This is a genomic window from Gibbsiella quercinecans, assembly GCF_002291425.1.
Lineage (GTDB): Bacteria > Pseudomonadota > Gammaproteobacteria > Enterobacterales > Enterobacteriaceae > Gibbsiella > Gibbsiella quercinecans.
Window position 1 is genome coordinate 4,070,405 of the sequence record NZ_CP014136.1, and the last position, 15,902, is coordinate 4,086,306.

General features: G+C 55.4%; 15 protein-coding genes, 2 pseudogenes and 1 riboswitch. Of the genes and pseudogenes, 4 read left to right on the plus strand and 13 right to left on the minus strand.

Annotation, left to right across the window (positions count from 1 at the left end; translation table 11 throughout):
• Nucleotides 1–124 precede the first annotated feature (124 nt).
• Nucleotides 125–583, plus strand: a complete 459-nt coding sequence (gene tnpA / locus ACN28Q_RS18665; protein WP_121525938.1) for an IS200/IS605 family transposase — start codon at nt 125–127, stop codon at nt 581–583.
• A 114-nt stretch (nt 584–697) separates the two neighbouring features.
• On the opposite strand, the pseudogene ACN28Q_RS18670 reads toward tnpA, so the two are convergent.
• A pseudogene (locus ACN28Q_RS18670) lies at nt 698–875 on the minus strand (SymE family type I addiction module toxin).
• 91 nt (nt 876–966) lie between these two features.
• Here ACN28Q_RS18670 and ACN28Q_RS18675 point away from each other — a divergent pair.
• Nucleotides 967–1,197 (plus strand): annotated as a pseudogene (locus ACN28Q_RS18675) (VENN motif pre-toxin domain-containing protein); the annotation flags it as partial.
• Between the two features lie 390 nt (nt 1,198–1,587).
• Here ACN28Q_RS18675 and ACN28Q_RS18680 read toward each other — a convergent pair.
• A complete protein-coding gene (locus ACN28Q_RS18680; protein ID WP_095847718.1) occupies nt 1,588–2,676 on the minus strand; it encodes an AAA family ATPase in 1,089 nt (362 codons plus the stop codon).
• 388 nt (nt 2,677–3,064) lie between these two features.
• A riboswitch (TPP riboswitch) is annotated at nt 3,065–3,167 on the plus strand.
• 36 nt (nt 3,168–3,203) lie between these two features.
• Between ACN28Q_RS18680 and thiM the strand changes: the two genes are divergently transcribed.
• Together thiM and thiD are read left to right on the plus strand one after the other, a co-directional pair.
• The gene (thiM, locus tag ACN28Q_RS18685; RefSeq protein WP_095847719.1) at nt 3,204–3,998 is read left to right on the plus strand and encodes a hydroxyethylthiazole kinase; all 795 of its coding nucleotides are present in this window, start codon (nt 3,204–3,206) and stop codon (nt 3,996–3,998) included.
• The gene (thiD, locus tag ACN28Q_RS18690) at nt 3,995–4,795 is read left to right on the plus strand and encodes a bifunctional hydroxymethylpyrimidine kinase/phosphomethylpyrimidine kinase (protein ID WP_095847720.1); all 801 of its coding nucleotides are present in this window, start codon (nt 3,995–3,997) and stop codon (nt 4,793–4,795) included. The genes thiM and thiD overlap by 4 nt, the downstream gene beginning before the upstream one ends.
• A 395-nt stretch (nt 4,796–5,190) precedes the next feature.
• On the opposite strand, the gene gutQ is transcribed toward thiD, so the two are convergent.
• The 11 genes from gutQ to ACN28Q_RS18745 form a co-directional block, all read right to left on the minus strand.
• Nucleotides 5,191–6,162 (minus strand): arabinose-5-phosphate isomerase GutQ, encoded by a 972-nt coding sequence (gutQ, locus tag ACN28Q_RS18695; RefSeq protein ID WP_095847721.1) that lies wholly within the window; start codon nt 6,160–6,162, stop codon nt 5,191–5,193.
• Nucleotides 6,155–6,928, minus strand: a complete 774-nt coding sequence (srlR, locus tag ACN28Q_RS18700; protein ID WP_095847722.1) for a glucitol operon DNA-binding transcriptional repressor SrlR — start codon at nt 6,926–6,928, stop codon at nt 6,155–6,157. The genes gutQ and srlR overlap by 8 nt, the downstream gene beginning before the upstream one ends.
• Before the next feature lie 82 nt (nt 6,929–7,010).
• Nucleotides 7,011–7,367: a transcriptional regulator GutM gene (gene gutM / locus ACN28Q_RS18705; protein ID WP_095847723.1), complete on the minus strand. Its 357-nt coding sequence runs from the start codon at nt 7,365–7,367 to the stop codon at nt 7,011–7,013.
• Between the two features lie 49 nt (nt 7,368–7,416).
• On the minus strand, nt 7,417–8,196 hold the full coding sequence (srlD, locus tag ACN28Q_RS18710) for a sorbitol-6-phosphate dehydrogenase (RefSeq protein ID WP_095847724.1): 780 nt from the start codon (nt 8,194–8,196) through the stop codon (nt 7,417–7,419).
• A 10-nt stretch (nt 8,197–8,206) separates the two neighbouring features.
• On the minus strand, nt 8,207–8,569 hold the full coding sequence (gene srlB / locus ACN28Q_RS18715) for a PTS glucitol/sorbitol transporter subunit IIA (RefSeq protein ID WP_095847725.1): 363 nt from the start codon (nt 8,567–8,569) through the stop codon (nt 8,207–8,209).
• A gap of 24 nt (nt 8,570–8,593) precedes the next feature.
• Nucleotides 8,594–9,583 carry a PTS glucitol/sorbitol transporter subunit IIB gene (gene srlE / locus ACN28Q_RS18720; RefSeq protein ID WP_095847726.1) on the minus strand — a complete coding sequence of 330 codons (990 nt, stop codon included), beginning with the start codon at nt 9,581–9,583 and terminating at the stop codon, nt 8,594–8,596.
• Between the two features lie 15 nt (nt 9,584–9,598).
• The gene (gene srlA, locus ACN28Q_RS18725; protein WP_095847727.1) at nt 9,599–10,147 is read right to left on the minus strand and encodes a PTS glucitol/sorbitol transporter subunit IIC; all 549 of its coding nucleotides are present in this window, start codon (nt 10,145–10,147) and stop codon (nt 9,599–9,601) included.
• A gap of 368 nt (nt 10,148–10,515) precedes the next feature.
• Nucleotides 10,516–11,565, minus strand: a complete 1,050-nt coding sequence (gene fbaB / locus ACN28Q_RS18730; RefSeq protein WP_095847728.1) for a class I fructose-bisphosphate aldolase — start codon at nt 11,563–11,565, stop codon at nt 10,516–10,518.
• 503 nt (nt 11,566–12,068) lie between these two features.
• Nucleotides 12,069–12,755, minus strand: coding sequence for a GntR family transcriptional regulator (locus tag ACN28Q_RS18735; protein ID WP_095849091.1), 687 nt, complete (start codon nt 12,753–12,755; stop codon nt 12,069–12,071).
• Between the two features lie 159 nt (nt 12,756–12,914).
• Entirely contained in the window at nt 12,915–14,378 is a 1,464-nt protein-coding gene (locus tag ACN28Q_RS18740) for a mannitol dehydrogenase family protein (RefSeq protein WP_095847730.1), read from the minus strand.
• A gap of 112 nt (nt 14,379–14,490) precedes the next feature.
• Complete coding sequence (locus ACN28Q_RS18745) at nt 14,491–15,894, minus strand: MFS transporter (RefSeq protein WP_095847731.1); 1,404 nt, start codon at nt 15,892–15,894, stop codon at nt 14,491–14,493.
• Between the last annotated feature and the right edge of the window lie 8 nt (nt 15,895–15,902).

A 15,902-nucleotide genomic window follows, 5' to 3' on the forward strand; every position in this document is an offset into this window, starting at 1 on the left:
CTAGGCTGGGGGTTCCGGAAAGCTTTCAGCTTTAAGCCAGTTATTAAAACCCCTTTTGATTTGTTAAAACATCTTGCGGTCTGGCAACTGCAAAAGTTCAACAAGAAATCAAAAGGGGGTCCCAATGGGGGACGAAAAGAGCTTAGCGCACACCCTATGGAACTGTAAATATCACATAGTTTTTGCGCCAAAATACCGAGGACAAGCGTTTTACGGAGAGAAACGTCTGGCGATAGGCAGTATCTTAAGAAAGCTGTGTGAGTGGAAAAATGTACGGATCCTGGAAGCTGAATGCTGCGCAGATCATATCCATATGCTTGTGGAAATCCCGCCCAAAATGAGCGTATCTGGCTTTATGGGATATCTGAAAGGGAAAAGCAGTCTGATGCTTTATGAGCAGTTTGGAGATCTGAAATTCAAATACAGAAACAGGGAGTTCTGGTGCCGGGGGTACTACGTAGATACGGTGGGGAAGAACACCGCGAAGATACAGGAATACATAAAGCACCAACTTGAAGAGGATAAAATGGGCGAGCAGTTATCGATCCCTTACCCGGGTAGCCCGTTTACGGGCCGTAAGTAACGGAGTCTGATGCAAATGTCAGATCGTATGCGCCTGTTAGGGCGCGGCTGGTAACAGAGCCTTATAGGCGCATCAGAAAAACCTCCGGCTATGCCGGAGGATATTTATTGTCTGTCACTTAATTACAGGGCGAACCAGCAACTGGCCGTGCTCAACGGTGACAATTACCGGGGGCATCAGTCCCAAATCCCGCGGCTTCCAGCCAGTCGCCTTTAAGGTGCAGGCTGGGGCTTCGGCTGTAATAGCGCGTCATATCATTGCGGTCGGCGTGGCGCCGCGTCCGGGGAAGCATCGCTGATGGAAAACCGGTAATGGCAGGAGCGACAAGGCTGTTAAAATCCGTGGGAAAATAACGCAGGGAAAGCGTAATGAAAGCAGCAAGTAAATGGCTGACATGGTTGATTAGCGAACAGGACAGCGACAACTACGACGCGAAGCAGCAGAACGCCAGCGCCGGCGGGAGTTTCACCCTTGGCTCGATGAGCGGTTCGGGCAGCGTGAACCTGAGCCGGGACAAGATGCACAGCAACTACGACAGCGTGAAGGAGCAGACGGGTATCTTTGCGGGCCAGGGGGGCGTTGATATCACGGTGGGTGAGCACACTGACCTAAGTTAGTAATACAGAAAATGATGCTAAAGTATGGTCAGGATCTCATCATAATAGGCGAGCCACTCAAGGGTATCGGAAAGGAAAAAATTGCCTGTGAACTAGTGCAAGAACTATGGAGTAACGTTTTTCAGTTGCCTGAGAATAGATCATCTGGTGTTATTCGAATGGTAATGGAATAATAATATTTTATTGAGTTTTACATGTAATTTTTAATTTTCTTACTGGTAAGTGTGAATTAGTTATTACAAATTCAATTTAATTATTTTTTAAATAAAATCCGGGTGTCCCGATCTTGTTGTCGGGATTTTTACTGGTACCCAAAAACATAAACACTTTCCACTCTTCTTTAGTGGCTGTTGCAACTATCCCTATATTAAATAATTTCTATCTATCTCATGTTTTCCTTGCTGAAGTTTGTCCTTCATCAATTGAAAGCTCGTATAATTGAAATTCAATATGTTTACTTATTAATTCAGCCAGTTGAGGTGAATGGCTTGTAAGCCAGATTTGTGAATATTGACTGGCTTCTGATATTAAATTTGCTAACGCAGGTAGCATTTGAGGGTGAAGGCTATTCTCTGGTTCATTGAGTACAATTAATGAAGGCGGGCGTGGGCTCAACAGAGCCACGGCCAGGCATAAAAATCTGATAGTGCCATCAGACATCTCGTTTATATGCAGTGGCCGAGATAATCCTTTACGATTCATCATCATGTTAAATCTGGCTTTGTCATTTATGCAAAAAAAGGAACACTCTGGGAAAGCGTCATGCAGTATCTCAGTTAAAAGTTCAATGTGGCCAATTTCGACAATGGTTTGATAAGCAGCGGCAAGATTTCTACCATCACTGGCTAAAATTGGCGACCTAAATCCAACTTGTGGTTGCCTAATTGCGGATTTTCGCGAAACGTCAAATTCATGATAAAAACGCCAATTACGAATAGTCTCTTTGGTCTGCGATATTTCGGGATAAAGATGTGGCTCACTGAGTTGGCTAAATAAAGATTCATTTTCATAAATATAACCTGCATGTGTTACTTTATCTCCATTTATATCAGATAATACTACGGCTTGATTTTTCCTGCGTAAGATCTGAGACGATGGTCTACGATTATATCCAGCAAGCCATATGTTTTCTTCTTTTATCACTGGATCTAATTCGAAGAGTGTTTTAAAGCGAAGTTTGTCTGGAAAACCGATCTGCAGTTCATACTCGAAGTCTTCCGTTTCGCATGATAACAGCAACCTGCGAGCGCTGTGGTTTGATCTCGAAATCCCTGTCCACATAGCATTTTCTATGCCACCTTCATCACTTAACAACGACGAAAGCTGATTTGTAGCTGCACCGGATAAAAGGTGAATAGCTTTATAAAGGTTTGATTTCCCACAGCCATTTGGGCCAAAAATGATATTAAGCTTATCGAGTTCCAATGAGAGGTTTTTAATCGAGCGATAGTTCTCTATATGGATGTTTTTTATCATGTTAAATCACTCTCTGCGCATTATTTTCGTTAGTGAAAATAGTTCATACCTTGAAAGGAGAAGCAAAAGATAACCGCCGCTTTGATTTTGATTCATTACCTTCCTTAACGAATTTATGTTGTTATCTTTATCATTTTCGAAAAAAAGAGTAAAAATAAATTTTGCCAAATAGTTTACTCATTGTGTCTGCACATCAAAGCTAGGTCGTGCCCGCCTATGCGCAACCTACCCCCTTTGTATACATATCTGCATGCTTGGTAATGTTTTTATCTACGTTATGGCCAAGCTTTCTGTATCCCGCCACATGCCACCAATGATTTACAACCCTTGCCGCTGGCAGTATCCTGTTTAGAACTTAATAAAGTTTTAAGTGAAAATTTACAGATTTATCAAAGACTCGGGGTGCCTTTGTGCAATGCGCATTGGCTGAGATTTTACCCGTATTACCTGAACTGGATAATGCCAGCGTAGGGAAGTCTCGGTGCCCCAACCGGTGCCCGCCTTCTTGAACGCCGGTTGGGAGGATTATGAACGCTCGACCAGATACCTTAGCCGGCGCACGCGCCGCGGCCTGTTTCCACCAATTCAAACAACACCCACCGCTGGTGCATTGCCTGACCAATGATGTCGTGCAGTCGTTAACGGCCAATGTACTGTTGGCGTTAGGCGCTTCGCCGGCGATGGTGGTAGAGCCCAGCGAAGCGGCGGAGTTCAGCGGCATTGCCAGCGCGCTGCTGGTGAATATTGGCACGCTAACCGAAGCCAGTGCAGCAGCCATGCTGGCCGCCGTTAAGGCGGCGAACCAGGCGGGTACCCCTTGGGCGCTGGATCCGGTGGCGGTGGGTGGGTTGCGCTATCGCACCGAGTTTGCCCGGCAATTATTAACGCTAAAGCCGGCGGCAATTCGCGGTAACGCATCGGAAATTATGGCGCTGAGCGGCCAGCGGGGCGGTGGGCGCGGGGTGGACAGCACCGACGATTCACTGGCGGCACTGCCCGCTGCGCAGGCGTTAGCAAGTACCAGCGGCGCCGTGGTGGCGGTAACCGGCGAAATTGATTATGTCACGGATGGTGTGCGCAGTTGGGCGGTAACCGGTGGCGATGCGCTGATGACGCGGGTCGTGGGTACCGGCTGTTCACTGTCTGCGGTGGCGGCGGCGTTTTGTAGCCTGCCGGGGGCGCGCCTTGATAACGTCGCGACGGCCTGCCGAGTGATGGCGTTATGCGGTCAGCGGGCCTGCGCGATAGCGGCGGGGCCAGGCAGTTTTACGCCGGCCTTCCTCGATGCGTTGTACCAACTGCGCGCGGAGGATCTGCAATGAAACGGATTAATGCGTTGACGATTGCAGGCACCGATCCCAGCGGCGGCGCCGGCATCCAGGCAGATTTGAAAACCTTCTCGGCGCTTGGCGCATACGGCACCAGCGTGATTACCGCGCTGGTGGCGCAGAATACGCGTGGCGTGCAGTCGGTGTATAACATCGCGCCGGAATTTGTGGCGGCGCAGATGGATTCCGTGCTGAGCGATGTGCGTATCGACAGCGCTAAAATAGGCATGTTGGCCAATGCCGAGATCGTGCAGGCAGTGGCGGAACGTTTGCGCCGCTATCAGCCGCCTTTTGTCGTGCTGGATACGGTGATGCTGGCTAAAAGCGGCGATCCCTTATTGGCGCCGGAGGCGGTGGCGGCCATCCGCCAGCTTCTTTTGCCGCAGGTGGCGATAATTACCCCGAACCTGCCGGAGGCCGCCGCTTTGCTGGGCTGCGCCCCGGCGGAAAACGAACGGCAAATGCGCGAGCAGGGCAGAGCGCTTTTGGCCCTAGGGTGCAAAGCGGTGTTGATCAAGGGCGGACATTTGAGCGAGCAGGAAAGCCCGGATTGGTTGTTTAGCGCCGAAGGGGAGCGGCGTTTCACCGCGCCGCGCGTTGCCACGCGCCACACTCACGGCACGGGCTGCACGCTGTCTGCGGCGCTGGCGGCGTTGCGGCCACGCCATGCTAACTGGGCGGAGGCGGTGGCAGCAGCTAAGGACTATCTGCAAAAGGCGTTGGAACAGGCGGATACGCTGGAGGTCGGGCACGGTATTGGCCCGGTGCATCATTTCCATGCCTGGTGGTGATTGCGGTTTCCATTCTGGTTTCTGCCAGTGGAAGGGGGCAAGGGTTTTCCCCTCACCCCGGCCCTCTCCCAAGGGAGAGGGGGGCAGAGTTGGCCTGGGGCGTTTTTCCCCTCACCCCGGCCCTCTCCCAAGGGAGAGGGGGCAGAGTTGGCCTGGGGCGTTTTTCCCCCTCACCCCGGCCCTCTCCCAAGGGAGAGGGGGTAGAGTTGGCCTGGGGCGTTTTCCCCCTCACCCCGGCCCTCTCCCAAGGGAGAGGGGGCAGAGTTGGCCTGGGGCTTTTTTCCCCCTCACCCCGGCCATCTCCCAAGGGAGAGGGGGCAGAGTTGGCCTGGGGCGTTTTTCCCCCTCACCCCGGCCTCTCCCAAGGGAGAGGGAGCAGAGTTGGCCTGGGGCGGTTAGCTAATTCCGGCCTGGTGCAGATCGTGCAGGTTGATGGCGCCAACCAGCACGCCATCCAGATCAACCACCGGCGCGGCGCTGATATGTTGCTGATGCAGCGCTTCCAGCGCCTCGCCCGCACGCCACTGTTCCGGCAGGCGGTAGCCGGGGCGGGTGATCGCCGGGGCCAGGCTGTCGTTAAGTGAGTTGCCTTTGACCAGCCAGCGGCGCAGGTCGCCGTCGGTAAACACCCCCACGACTTTTTGCTGTGCGTCGCATACCGCCACCAGCCCAAGCCCGGTGCGGCTTAGCTCCAACATGGCGGCCATTATGTCGGCATCTTCACTGACTTTGGGCAGGCGATCGTCGGTGCGCATCAGGTGATGCACGCGGTTAAGCAGGCGGGCGCCCAGGCTGCCGCCGGGATGTGAACGGGCGAAATCCTCGGCGTTGAAACCACGCTGGCGCATTAGCGCCATGGCTAACGCGTCGCCGATCATCAGCGTGTTGACGGCGCTGGAGGTGGGGGCCAGGCCCATCGGGCAGGCTTCGCGCTCCACGCTGATATCCAGCAGGCAGGCGGCGGCCTGCGCCAGCGGCGATTCTTTACCGCCGGTAATGGCGATCACCGGGATCTGGCTTTCCGCCAGCAGCGGCAGGATCAAATCCAGCTCTTTGGCGCGCCCGGAATAAGAGATAAAAATCACCACGTCTTGTTTGCTGATCATGCCCAGATCGCCGTGCAGCGCTTCCGCCGGGTGGACGAAAAAGGCCGGCGTGCCGGTGCTGGCGAGTGAAGCGGCGATTTTCTTGCCGATATGGCCGGACTTACCGATGCCGGAAATCACCGCTTTGCCGCGGCAGTGCAGCAGCAGCTCACAGGCACGTACAAAGTTGCCGTCCAGCCTGGCCAACAGGCGCTGCGCTTCGGCCAGTTCGATCTCCAGGGTTTCGCGGGCAAAATTGAGTAGCGCATCGGCTTTATGCATTGCGGCCTCCAACCAGAATGGTCTTGATCCCTCTTTCCTGCAGGGCGGTGAGGTAATCCGGGGGAATGTCATTATCGGTGATTAAGGTATCAACCATGCCCAATTCGCACACCACGTTTGGGCTTTTGCGGCCGAATTTGGAGGAATCCACCAGCAGGATGATGCGGCTGGCGGCTTCGCACATGGCCTTGCTGACGTTGTGTACTTCGTTGAAGGTGGTCACGCCGGCGTTAAGGTCCACCCCATCGGCGCCGATGAACAGTTTATCGAAACTGAACTGATGAAAGGCGGATTCCGCCAGGCTGCCGTGGAACGAAGCCGATTTTTTGCGGTAGGTGCCGCCAGGCATCAGGATGGTTTGATCGTTATCCAGCTCCACCAGCGCGTTAACGATATGCAGGCTGTTGGTCATTACCGTGATGTTGTTGAACTGCGCCAGGTGCGGCACCATTTGCAGCACCGTGCTGCCGGCGTCGAAAATCAGCGAATCGCCGTCGTTGATCAGTTTGGCGGCGGCATGGGCAATCTGGCGTTTTTTTTCGGTATTGATGTGGGTTTTGCGATCGATGGGCTGATCGCCGTCATCGCGGCTGAGCACTACGCCGCCGTAGGTACGGATAACCGCGCCTTCCTCCTCCAGCAGGGTGAGATCCTTACGGATAGTGGTGCCGGTGGTGGAGAAATGTTCGGCTAAAACGTCTACCGCCGTTTTGCCATGCCGCTGTAGATACTCGAGGATGGCGGCCTGCCGCTGCTTTGGTTTCATAGCGATTCCTGTTCACAAGAGTTAAACATTCCCTCCAGCGAAGTGTTCACTATGAAAGGTAATGTCTTTTAATGTGAAAATATCATGTTTTCGGTGCGATCGCTAACGTTAGTGCTATTTGGCATTGCCGATCCTTAGGGAAGATCACATTCGGGCGTAAATCCCGCTGATGTAAACCATGCAGGCGGGGAAGGGGCTTGGGTTGGGCGAAGATGGTCAGGCCGCGCATAATCATGCTGCCGCACACCCGCTGTTGGGCGTCAAACGCCAGCGCCAGCACCACGCGCGGGCGCATCCGGCCGCCGCTGCGCCCAACGCCGACGGCGCCAAGCCGGCAAAGCCGCGCGAATGCACGGTTGAAACGTTGTAACTGCCACCAGCCGAGGGCGATTTGCATCAGCCAGGCGATAATAGCGAAAGTAATCAAGGCGCTGCTCATGGTTGCTCCTGGATACGTGCCCCGGCCAATCGCGGCCGGGGCGTTAGGGTTAAAACATCACCTGGCCGCCGGTGATGTTGATTGACTGGCCGGTGCAGTACGCGGCTTTATCGCTGGCGTAGAACAGCAATGTGTTCAGCACGTCCTGGTAATCACAACCGCGTTTCAACGGCACTTTATCGATATAGTACTGTTCAACCTCTTCCGGTTTGATGCCGAGCTTTTGCGCATACTGTGGCAGCAATGACTGGAACATCGGCGATTTCAGCAGGTTGCCCAGCATCAGCGAATGAACGGTAATGCCGTATTCCGCCAGATCGAGCGCCAGCGACTGGGTCAACCCCACGCCGCCGAACTTGGCGGCGCTGTAGCCGGAGTTGTGCTTGCTGCCGACCTTGCCGGATTTTGAATTGATCTGGATGATGCGGCCCGCCACGCCGTCGCGGATCATCAGGCGAGAGAACTCGCGGGCGCAGAGGAAATACCCCACCAGGTTAACTTGCAGCGAGCGATCGAAATCCCCCAGCAGGAAATCGGTGATCGGCGCTGCCTTGGCGAGGCCGGCGCTGTACACCAGCAGATTCGCCCCGCCGAAGGCGTTATCCACCGCTTGGGCCAGCGCGATGACGCTGGCCTCATCGGTGGCGTCGGCCTGGAACCCCACGGCGCTGCCTGCGCCGTACTCTTCATTGATTTGCTGTGCCACCTGATGGGCGTTGTCGGCATTCAAATCGGCCACCGCCACGCGATAACCGGCCTGTGCCAGGCCTTGGCAAAGGAATGCGCCTAACGTTTGGCCACCGCCAATCACTACAGCTACTTCAGACATGGTCTACTCCTTATGCGATAAATTTCAGCGTACTGCCTAACGGTATATCTGCCGGCGTGGGGCCGGATACGTGGATTGAGCCGGGAAATTCTGCTAACGCTTCACCATCGAAGCGCACCGTAACGTGGCCCAGTTCGCGCAGGTTTTGGGTGGCGACGCTACCGACCGCAGTGATCGGGTAGCGCCGCTCGGCCAGTTCCATCACGCCGCCCACCTGCAGTTCGCCGGTGGTATTGCCGTGCTGATGGATAAAGCAAAATGCTTCGATATCGGCGGGGGCGCCTTCCCTAAAAGTGATCAACATATCGTCCTGCAGTGCGTCACGCGCGCAGCCGCCGATGTGTGTGATAGTGGTTTGGAAAATAGTGTTCATAGCACGTTCTCTGCAGAGTGGAAGTTACTGATAAATAAAGGCCGAAGCCGCCCAGGCAATCAGCACGGTAGGGGCGCCGGTCAGGAAACGGCCGACCAGTACGGAAGGCACCCCAACGCGCACCGTGTCCTGTTTGGCTTCCGCCAGCGACAACCCCACCGGGATGAAATCGCAGGAGGCCTGGGCGTTAATGGCAAACAACGCCGGCAACGCCAACTGCGGCGGGATATGGCCAAGGCCGATCTGCACGCCGACCAGCACGCCGATCACCTGAGCGATTACGGCGCCTGGGCCAAGGAACGGGGAAAGCAGCGGGAAGGAGCAGATCAGCGCCAGCGTCACCAGCCCGATGGGGCTGTTGGCCAGCGGCGTCAGGCCGTGCGCGATGAAATCGCCCAGGCCAGAGGCCATGATGATGCCGATCAGCGCAGAGACGAACGCCATAAACGGCAGTATGGTTTTCAGCACGGTGTCGATGGTGTCGCGCCCGGCCTGGAAGAACACCGCCACCACCGAGCCCATTCCCATCCCCACTTTGGCCAGCAGGCCATCGCTCTGTTCGGTGATTTTCTTGCTGGTGTCGTAATCGCGGGCTTTGGGGGCGTCTGCTACCGGTGCAGCGCCTGCTGCCGCTTCGCCTTCCTGGCGTTCGATACGGCGGATGTTGTTTTCGCGCACCCCGGAAACGTAGATATCTTCAAGAATATACTGCGCCAGCGGGCCGGATTGGCCGGTGGCGTGGATATTGATCGTTGGGATACGGCGCTTTGGGTACAGGCCGCAGCGCAGGGTGCCGCCGCAGTCGATGACGGCCAGGGCGATTTCTTCCGCCGGCGGTTCACCTTCTTTGAAGCCGTCTACCGCCGGCCAACCGGTGAGATCGCTTAACAGATCGATGATCGCAGGGCGGGTACCGGCGGTGATATAGACGATTTTCTTGCCCGGCACTATCGGCAGCTCCAGTGGGCCGCCCCAGCCGCTTTCACCTTTCTCGATACGGATATAAGCACTCATGATGCACTCCACGGATTAAAGTTGAACCTGGCGATCCAGGCGGATGCCCATCTTGCGTTCGAACAGGCTGGTGGTGAGATCGGTGATCCAGCCGCGGAAGAAGTTGGTGAACAGGCCGACCAGGAAGTAGCTCACCGCCAGCGGGCCAAGCGGCAGCCCCAGGGTGGTCAGGCCGCTGGCGATACCGAGGTAAACGAACAGTTCGCCGGGGTTGATGTGCGGGAACAGGCCGTTCATTGAGTGGCAGTTGTAGGAAGCCGCGGCGTAGTAGCTGGGTTTGTATTTTTCCGGCATGAAGCGGCCAAGGCTTAGGGTCATTGGGTTGCAGAAAACGAAGGTACCGATCAGCGGCAGCAGCAGATAGCGCGAGAATGGATTGCCCGCGCAGCGCTGCGCCAAGCGTTCGATACGATCCTGGCCGACAAATTTGATCAGGGCATTCATGATGACCAGCAGGCTGATCAACAGAGGTAGGATGCCGGTCACCATGCCGACAAACACTTCACCGCCTTTCTGAAACAGGCCGATAAACCATTCGGCGCCGTGGGTTATTAGCTCAATCATTTTTTTCTCCTGTAATGGACGGTATGGCCCGGAGCGGACAGCGGCTCTGTCGCCATGGCCCTTACAGTAATCACTTTGCTTATCCATTTATTTTAAATAGATCACAATATGAAAGATAAATATTTTATTTTGAAAGTTTAAAGCGAAAGGAAAATAAGATTAAGAATGGGATGTTAAGCGGTTGGTGGCGTTGGTAACAAAAGGGGGCTGGCTTGAGCGTGGCGGCGGGGATAGGAATAGGGGAAACGGCAGGCTGGGTGTGCTTTCTCATCCCCTGGAAACAACAAGGCCCAGCAACGCTGCTGGGCCAAATGTAGCCGACAAATTGCGGTTATACCCAAAATGATTCGAGTTGCATGAAGGGTATATCAGGCGATGGTAACGCTTTGATCCAGGTAAGTATCCTGCACCGCATTAATCAACGCCACGCCGTCTTTCATGGATTTTTTGAACGCTTTGCGCCCCAGGATCAAGCCCATGCCGCCGGCACGTTTGTTAATCACGGCGGTGCGTACGGATTCATGCAGATCGTTATCCCCGGCGGCGCCGCCGGAGTTGATCAGCCCGGCACGGCCCATATAGCAGTTTGCCAGTTGGTAACGCACCAGATCGATAGGGTGATCGGTGGTGAGTTTGTCGTAGACGCGATCGTCGGTATAACCGAATTTAATGGCGCGATAGCCGCCGTTGTTTTCCGCCATTTTCTGCTTAACGATATCGGCGCCGATGGTGGCGGCAAGGTGGTTGGCCTGGCCGGTCAGATCGGCGCTGGAGTGGTAATCCACCCCGTCTTTTTTGAACGCCGGGTTGCGCAGATAGGCCCACAGCACGGTGACCATGCCCAACTCATGCGCGCGTTCAAACGCCGCGGAAATTTCTTCGATCTGGCGGCGCGACTGCTCGGAACCAAAATAGATGGTGGCGCCGACGGCGACGGCACCCAGGTTGAACGCCTGCTCAACGCTGGCGTACAGCGTTTGATCGTACTGGGTTGGGTAGCTTAGGGTTTCGTTGTGGTTCAGTTTGACCAGGAACGGAATTTTGTGCGCATAACGGCGCGAGACGGCCGCCAGCACCCCGTAAGTAGAAGCAACGCAGTTACAGCCCGCTTCAATCGCCAGTTCAACGATATTCTTGGGATCAAAATACAGCGGGTTGGCGGCGAAGGACGCCCCGGCGGAGTGCTCCACGCCCTGATCGACCGGCAGGATGGAAAGATAACCGGTGCCGGCCAGGCGGCCGTGGTTGTATAACGTTTGCATCGAGCGCAGCACGCTGTTCGGGCGGTTGTTATCGATCATTACCCGGTCAACGAAGTCGGCGCCAGGCAGGTAGAGATTTTCTGCAGGGATAGTGGTACAGCGGTGTTGTAACAGGTCTTCCGCTTCCTTACCTAATAACTGTGCAATATCAGTCATGATTAACTCCCGATTTGGCTTTTTCCTTACCGCCGCCACAGGTCATTGCGCTTGTCGTCTTGGGCCGGGTGGCCATCATATATGCTGTATATCCACCCCAAGAGGACAGGTGTAAAGGTTACGGCGTTATGAAAAAGCAGTGGTTGAAGCCGCAATACCCTTCATACTCCAAGTTGCAGATACGTTGGCTTTATTACTCGGCCCATCCCTGGGCCTCGCCCCGATGGGGCCGCTGCCAGCAGCGTTCAAATCTGCTCCCGGCAGATTTGTCGCTCACCTCAGTCACTTACTTATGTAAGCTCTTGGGGATTCGCTGCGTTGCCGCCTTTCTGCAACTCGAATTATTTTGGGTATGAAACACATTAATGAAATCCCGATAACCAGGAGAAACAATAGATGCGATCGTCGGGAAATGCCATTTTGCAAAGCGAAATTATCATGGCGAGTGTCCAGTTATCTGGACATGGGTGACCAGCCCGCCCTAAAAGGGAAGGGGGCGGGGGTTATTCGCTTTCAAACCACGCGTTGTTCTGTTGGCTGATCGGTGTGATGGAGTAAATCATCTCTTGCAGGTGGGCATGGATGGCGCGTTCGGCGTTGTCAGGATCGTGGGCTTTCAGCGCGTCGAAAATTCGGTGGTGCTGCAGGATCAGGCTTTCCGGTGGCGAGACTTCGCTCAGGCTAAGAAAACGCACCCGATCCATGGTTGCCTTGATGGTTTCGATGGTTTCCCATGCTAACGGGCAATTGGCGATCTGCGTCAGCGACTGGTGAAATGCGTCATCCAGCGCCAGGAATTCGCGGATCTGGTGATTCTGCGCCGCCAGCGTCTGGCGATGTAAGTTATGCTCCAACTGCATTAATTGCTGTGGCGTAATGCTGGTGGCGGCCCGGCGCACGATGGCGCACTCCACCGCCTGGCGGATAAAACGCCCGTCGGCCACGCGTTTGGCCGATATCTTCATCACAAAGGTGCCGCGCTGCGGCAAAATCTGCACCAGCCCGGCTTCCGCCAGTTTGATGAAGGCTTCCCGTACCGGTTGGCGTGAAACGTTAAAGCGCGTGGAAATTTCTTTTTCGGAAAGCAGTGTCCCGGGTGGGATGGTGCACTCGACGATATCCTTGCGCAAAAACTGGTAGATCTGCTGGTTGACCGGCACATTATTGGTCAGGTTATAAGATTCAGGCATGGTAACGCGTAATGTCCAGAGCTCTTTGAATGCAACCATACTAGCAGATTCTCTTCGCCGTGCGGGCGGTTTCATGCGCCCGCGGGGGAGATCACGCACTATTAATAGTGCCAATCCTGATATTCCTGGGCCCGCCGTATTAATGGCGGGCCAGGGTGGCTATTGCGCTATAAGCTTGGCGACCGCGCTTTTGGCGCCAAGCGCCAGCAACTGCTGATAAGCCGCCGTTACGTTGTTAACAAAGGTGGGGTTTTCCGGCAGATCGCGGCCGAATACGCTTTCCATCTGCAACAGCGCCTGCACGCGTGCCGGCCCGTCCTCGCTGGCCGCCACCCGGCTGGCCATCTCATCACGCAGCGGATCGCTGATTTCAATCGGTTGCCCTTGCTCGTCTTTGCCGCTGGCATAGCGTATCCAGCCGGCCACGCCCAATGCCAGGCAGTCAAAGCGGCTGCCGTTGGCCAGGTGCCAGCGAATGGAATCCAGCATGCGCTGCGGCAGTTTTTGCGTGCCGTCCATGGCGATTTGCCAGGTGCGGTGTTTGAGCGCCGTGTTGCGGTAGCGCGCTAATAATGAATCGGCATAGCGTGCCAGATCCACCCCCTCGGTGCGCAGAGTCGGGGCCTGCTCCTCCAGCATCAGCCGGCGGGCGGCGGCGGCAAAGTTATCGTCCTGCATACAGTCATTGATATGCGGGTAACCGGCCAGATAGCCCAGATAGGCCAGGAAGGAGTGGCTGCCGTTGAGCATCCGCAACTTCATTTCTTCATACGGCAGCACATCGGGCACCAGTTCCGCGCCCACTTTCTCCCATGCCGGGCGGCCCTGGGGGAAATTATCTTCAATGACCCACTGGCGGAACGGTTCGCAGGCCACGCCGGCCGGATCGGCCACGCCGCCCAGCAGCGTTTCCAGGTGCTGCAGGGTTTCCGGCGTAACGGCCGGGACGATGCGATCGACCATGGTTGAAGGGAAACTGACGTTTTCCCGCACCCAATCGGCCAGTTCGCTATCCTGATGCTGCGCCAACTGAGTGATGACGTTGCGGGTAACGTGGCCGTTTTCCGGCATGTTGTCGCAGGACATCACAGTAAACGCCGGCAGGCCACGGCTGCGGCGCAGGCGCAACGCGGCTAAAATCAGGCCCGGTGCCGTCTGTGGCTGGTTAGGATTGGCGATATCATGTTGGATCGCCGGGTGATCGGCGATGAGCTGCCCGGTTGCGGGCCGGTAGCAGTAGCCTTTTTCGGTAATGGTCAGCGAGACGATGGCGACTTCTGGCTGCGCCATGGCGGCCAGTACCGCCTCCAGGCCGTCCACGTTAAGGTGCAGCGCCTGCCTGACCACACCGACGACGCGGGCGCGCCAGCCATCGCTGTCCATTTCCGCCACCGAATACAGCAGGTCCTGCTGCTTGATATCGGTAATCTGCTGCTCGCCGCCGATCAGGTTAACTTCGCAATATCCCCAGTCGCTGCCATGATCGCTGGCCAGCAGATCGGCATATACCCCTTGGTGGGCGCGGTGGAAGGCGCCAAAGCCGAGGTGAACAATCCGCGGCTTTAATTGGTTGCGATCGTAATGTGGAACAATGGCGTTTGCTGATAACAGGTTATTTTTCATTTTTTCACACTCGTTTTACTGGCCGTGCTGCCGCAGAAATCAGTCTGCGGCAGCACGTGGTTTGATGATGACATTCATGAATTGCTGGGGTGAGGTCATGGCGCAGCACGTATTAGTAGCTTTTTTGTACCCCGTGTTTCACGGCCGCTTCGGGTTTGATCTCCGCGGCGTCTTCGAGGATGCTCAAATCACGATCCCGAACCTCCGGCATCAATAGCGCAGACACCAGGCCAATCACCGAGTAGCCGATGACCATGGCCATGATTGGCCACCACGAATCGGTTAGCGTGCAGAAAATGCTGGCCAGCACCGGGCCAAAGCCGACGGCGATTAATCCGCCCGCCTCTTTGGAAATGGCCATGCGGGTAAAGCGGTTACGCGAGCCGAAGATCTCCGCCATGGTGATGTTTTCCAACGCGAACAGCCCCAGCACGGCGACGTTATGGATAATGATGATGGAAGCCATGATCACGTTCACGCTGTTGCTCTTATCCACAATCATCGACAGCATCGGGTAGGCCAAAAGAATGGCGGAGATATTGACGATGATGTAAGGCACGCGGCGGCCGATTTTATCGGATATCCAACCCAGCAGCGGGATAGTGATAAAACCAATGGCAGAGCTGATCATCAGCGCATCGGTGGGGATTGCTTTTTCAAACAGCAGGGTTTGCACCAAATAGCCGGCCAGGAAGGTTTGGATCAGCCCCGAGTTCCCCGCCTGGCCAAAACGCAGCCCGGTTGCCAGCCAGAATGATTTGCTGCTGAACATAGCGGCAAGTGAGTGGGTTTTATCGGCAATGGCCTGGGTGGCGATGCTGTCTGCCGTATCTTCTTTAACCTTTTCAAACACCGGGCTTTCTTTCAGGTTCATTCGCAGCCAGATGGCGAAGATCATCACCACCACGCTGGCCAGGAACGGCACGCGCCAGCCCCAGGCCAACAGCTCTTCTTTGCTGAGGAAGACGAACATGATGGCCCAAATTGCCGTGGCCGACAGAGTGCCGCAGTTAGTGCCCATGGCGACCAGCGAGGAAATAATCCCGCGTTTGCCCTTCGGCGCATATTCGGCCAGCATGGTACCGGCGCCGGAAATTTCCGCGCCGGCCCCCAGCCCCTGGATAATACGCAGCAAGACCAGCAGCAGCGGGGCGAAAATACCAATCTGTGCATAGGTCGGCAGTACGCCGATTAGCGTTGTGCAGATCCCCATCATGGTGATGGTAATAAACAAGACTTTTTTGCGGCCGATCGTATCCCCCATCCGGCCAAAGAAGAAGGCGCCGACGATACGGGCAATGTAGCCTGCGCCGTAAGTCCCCATCGCCAGAATTAATGCCATGGCGGCGGATTGTTCTGGGAAAAATATCTCATGAAAAACTAATGCTGCCCCGAGTGAATAGAGCTGGAAATCCATAAATTCCAGCGCTGTGCCCAGCCAGCCTGAAACAGCCGCCTTAACCAAATCTTTGGTGCTTCTTTCTGGCTGAGCATGATTTTTTGTATTGATGTTCATATTTCTGT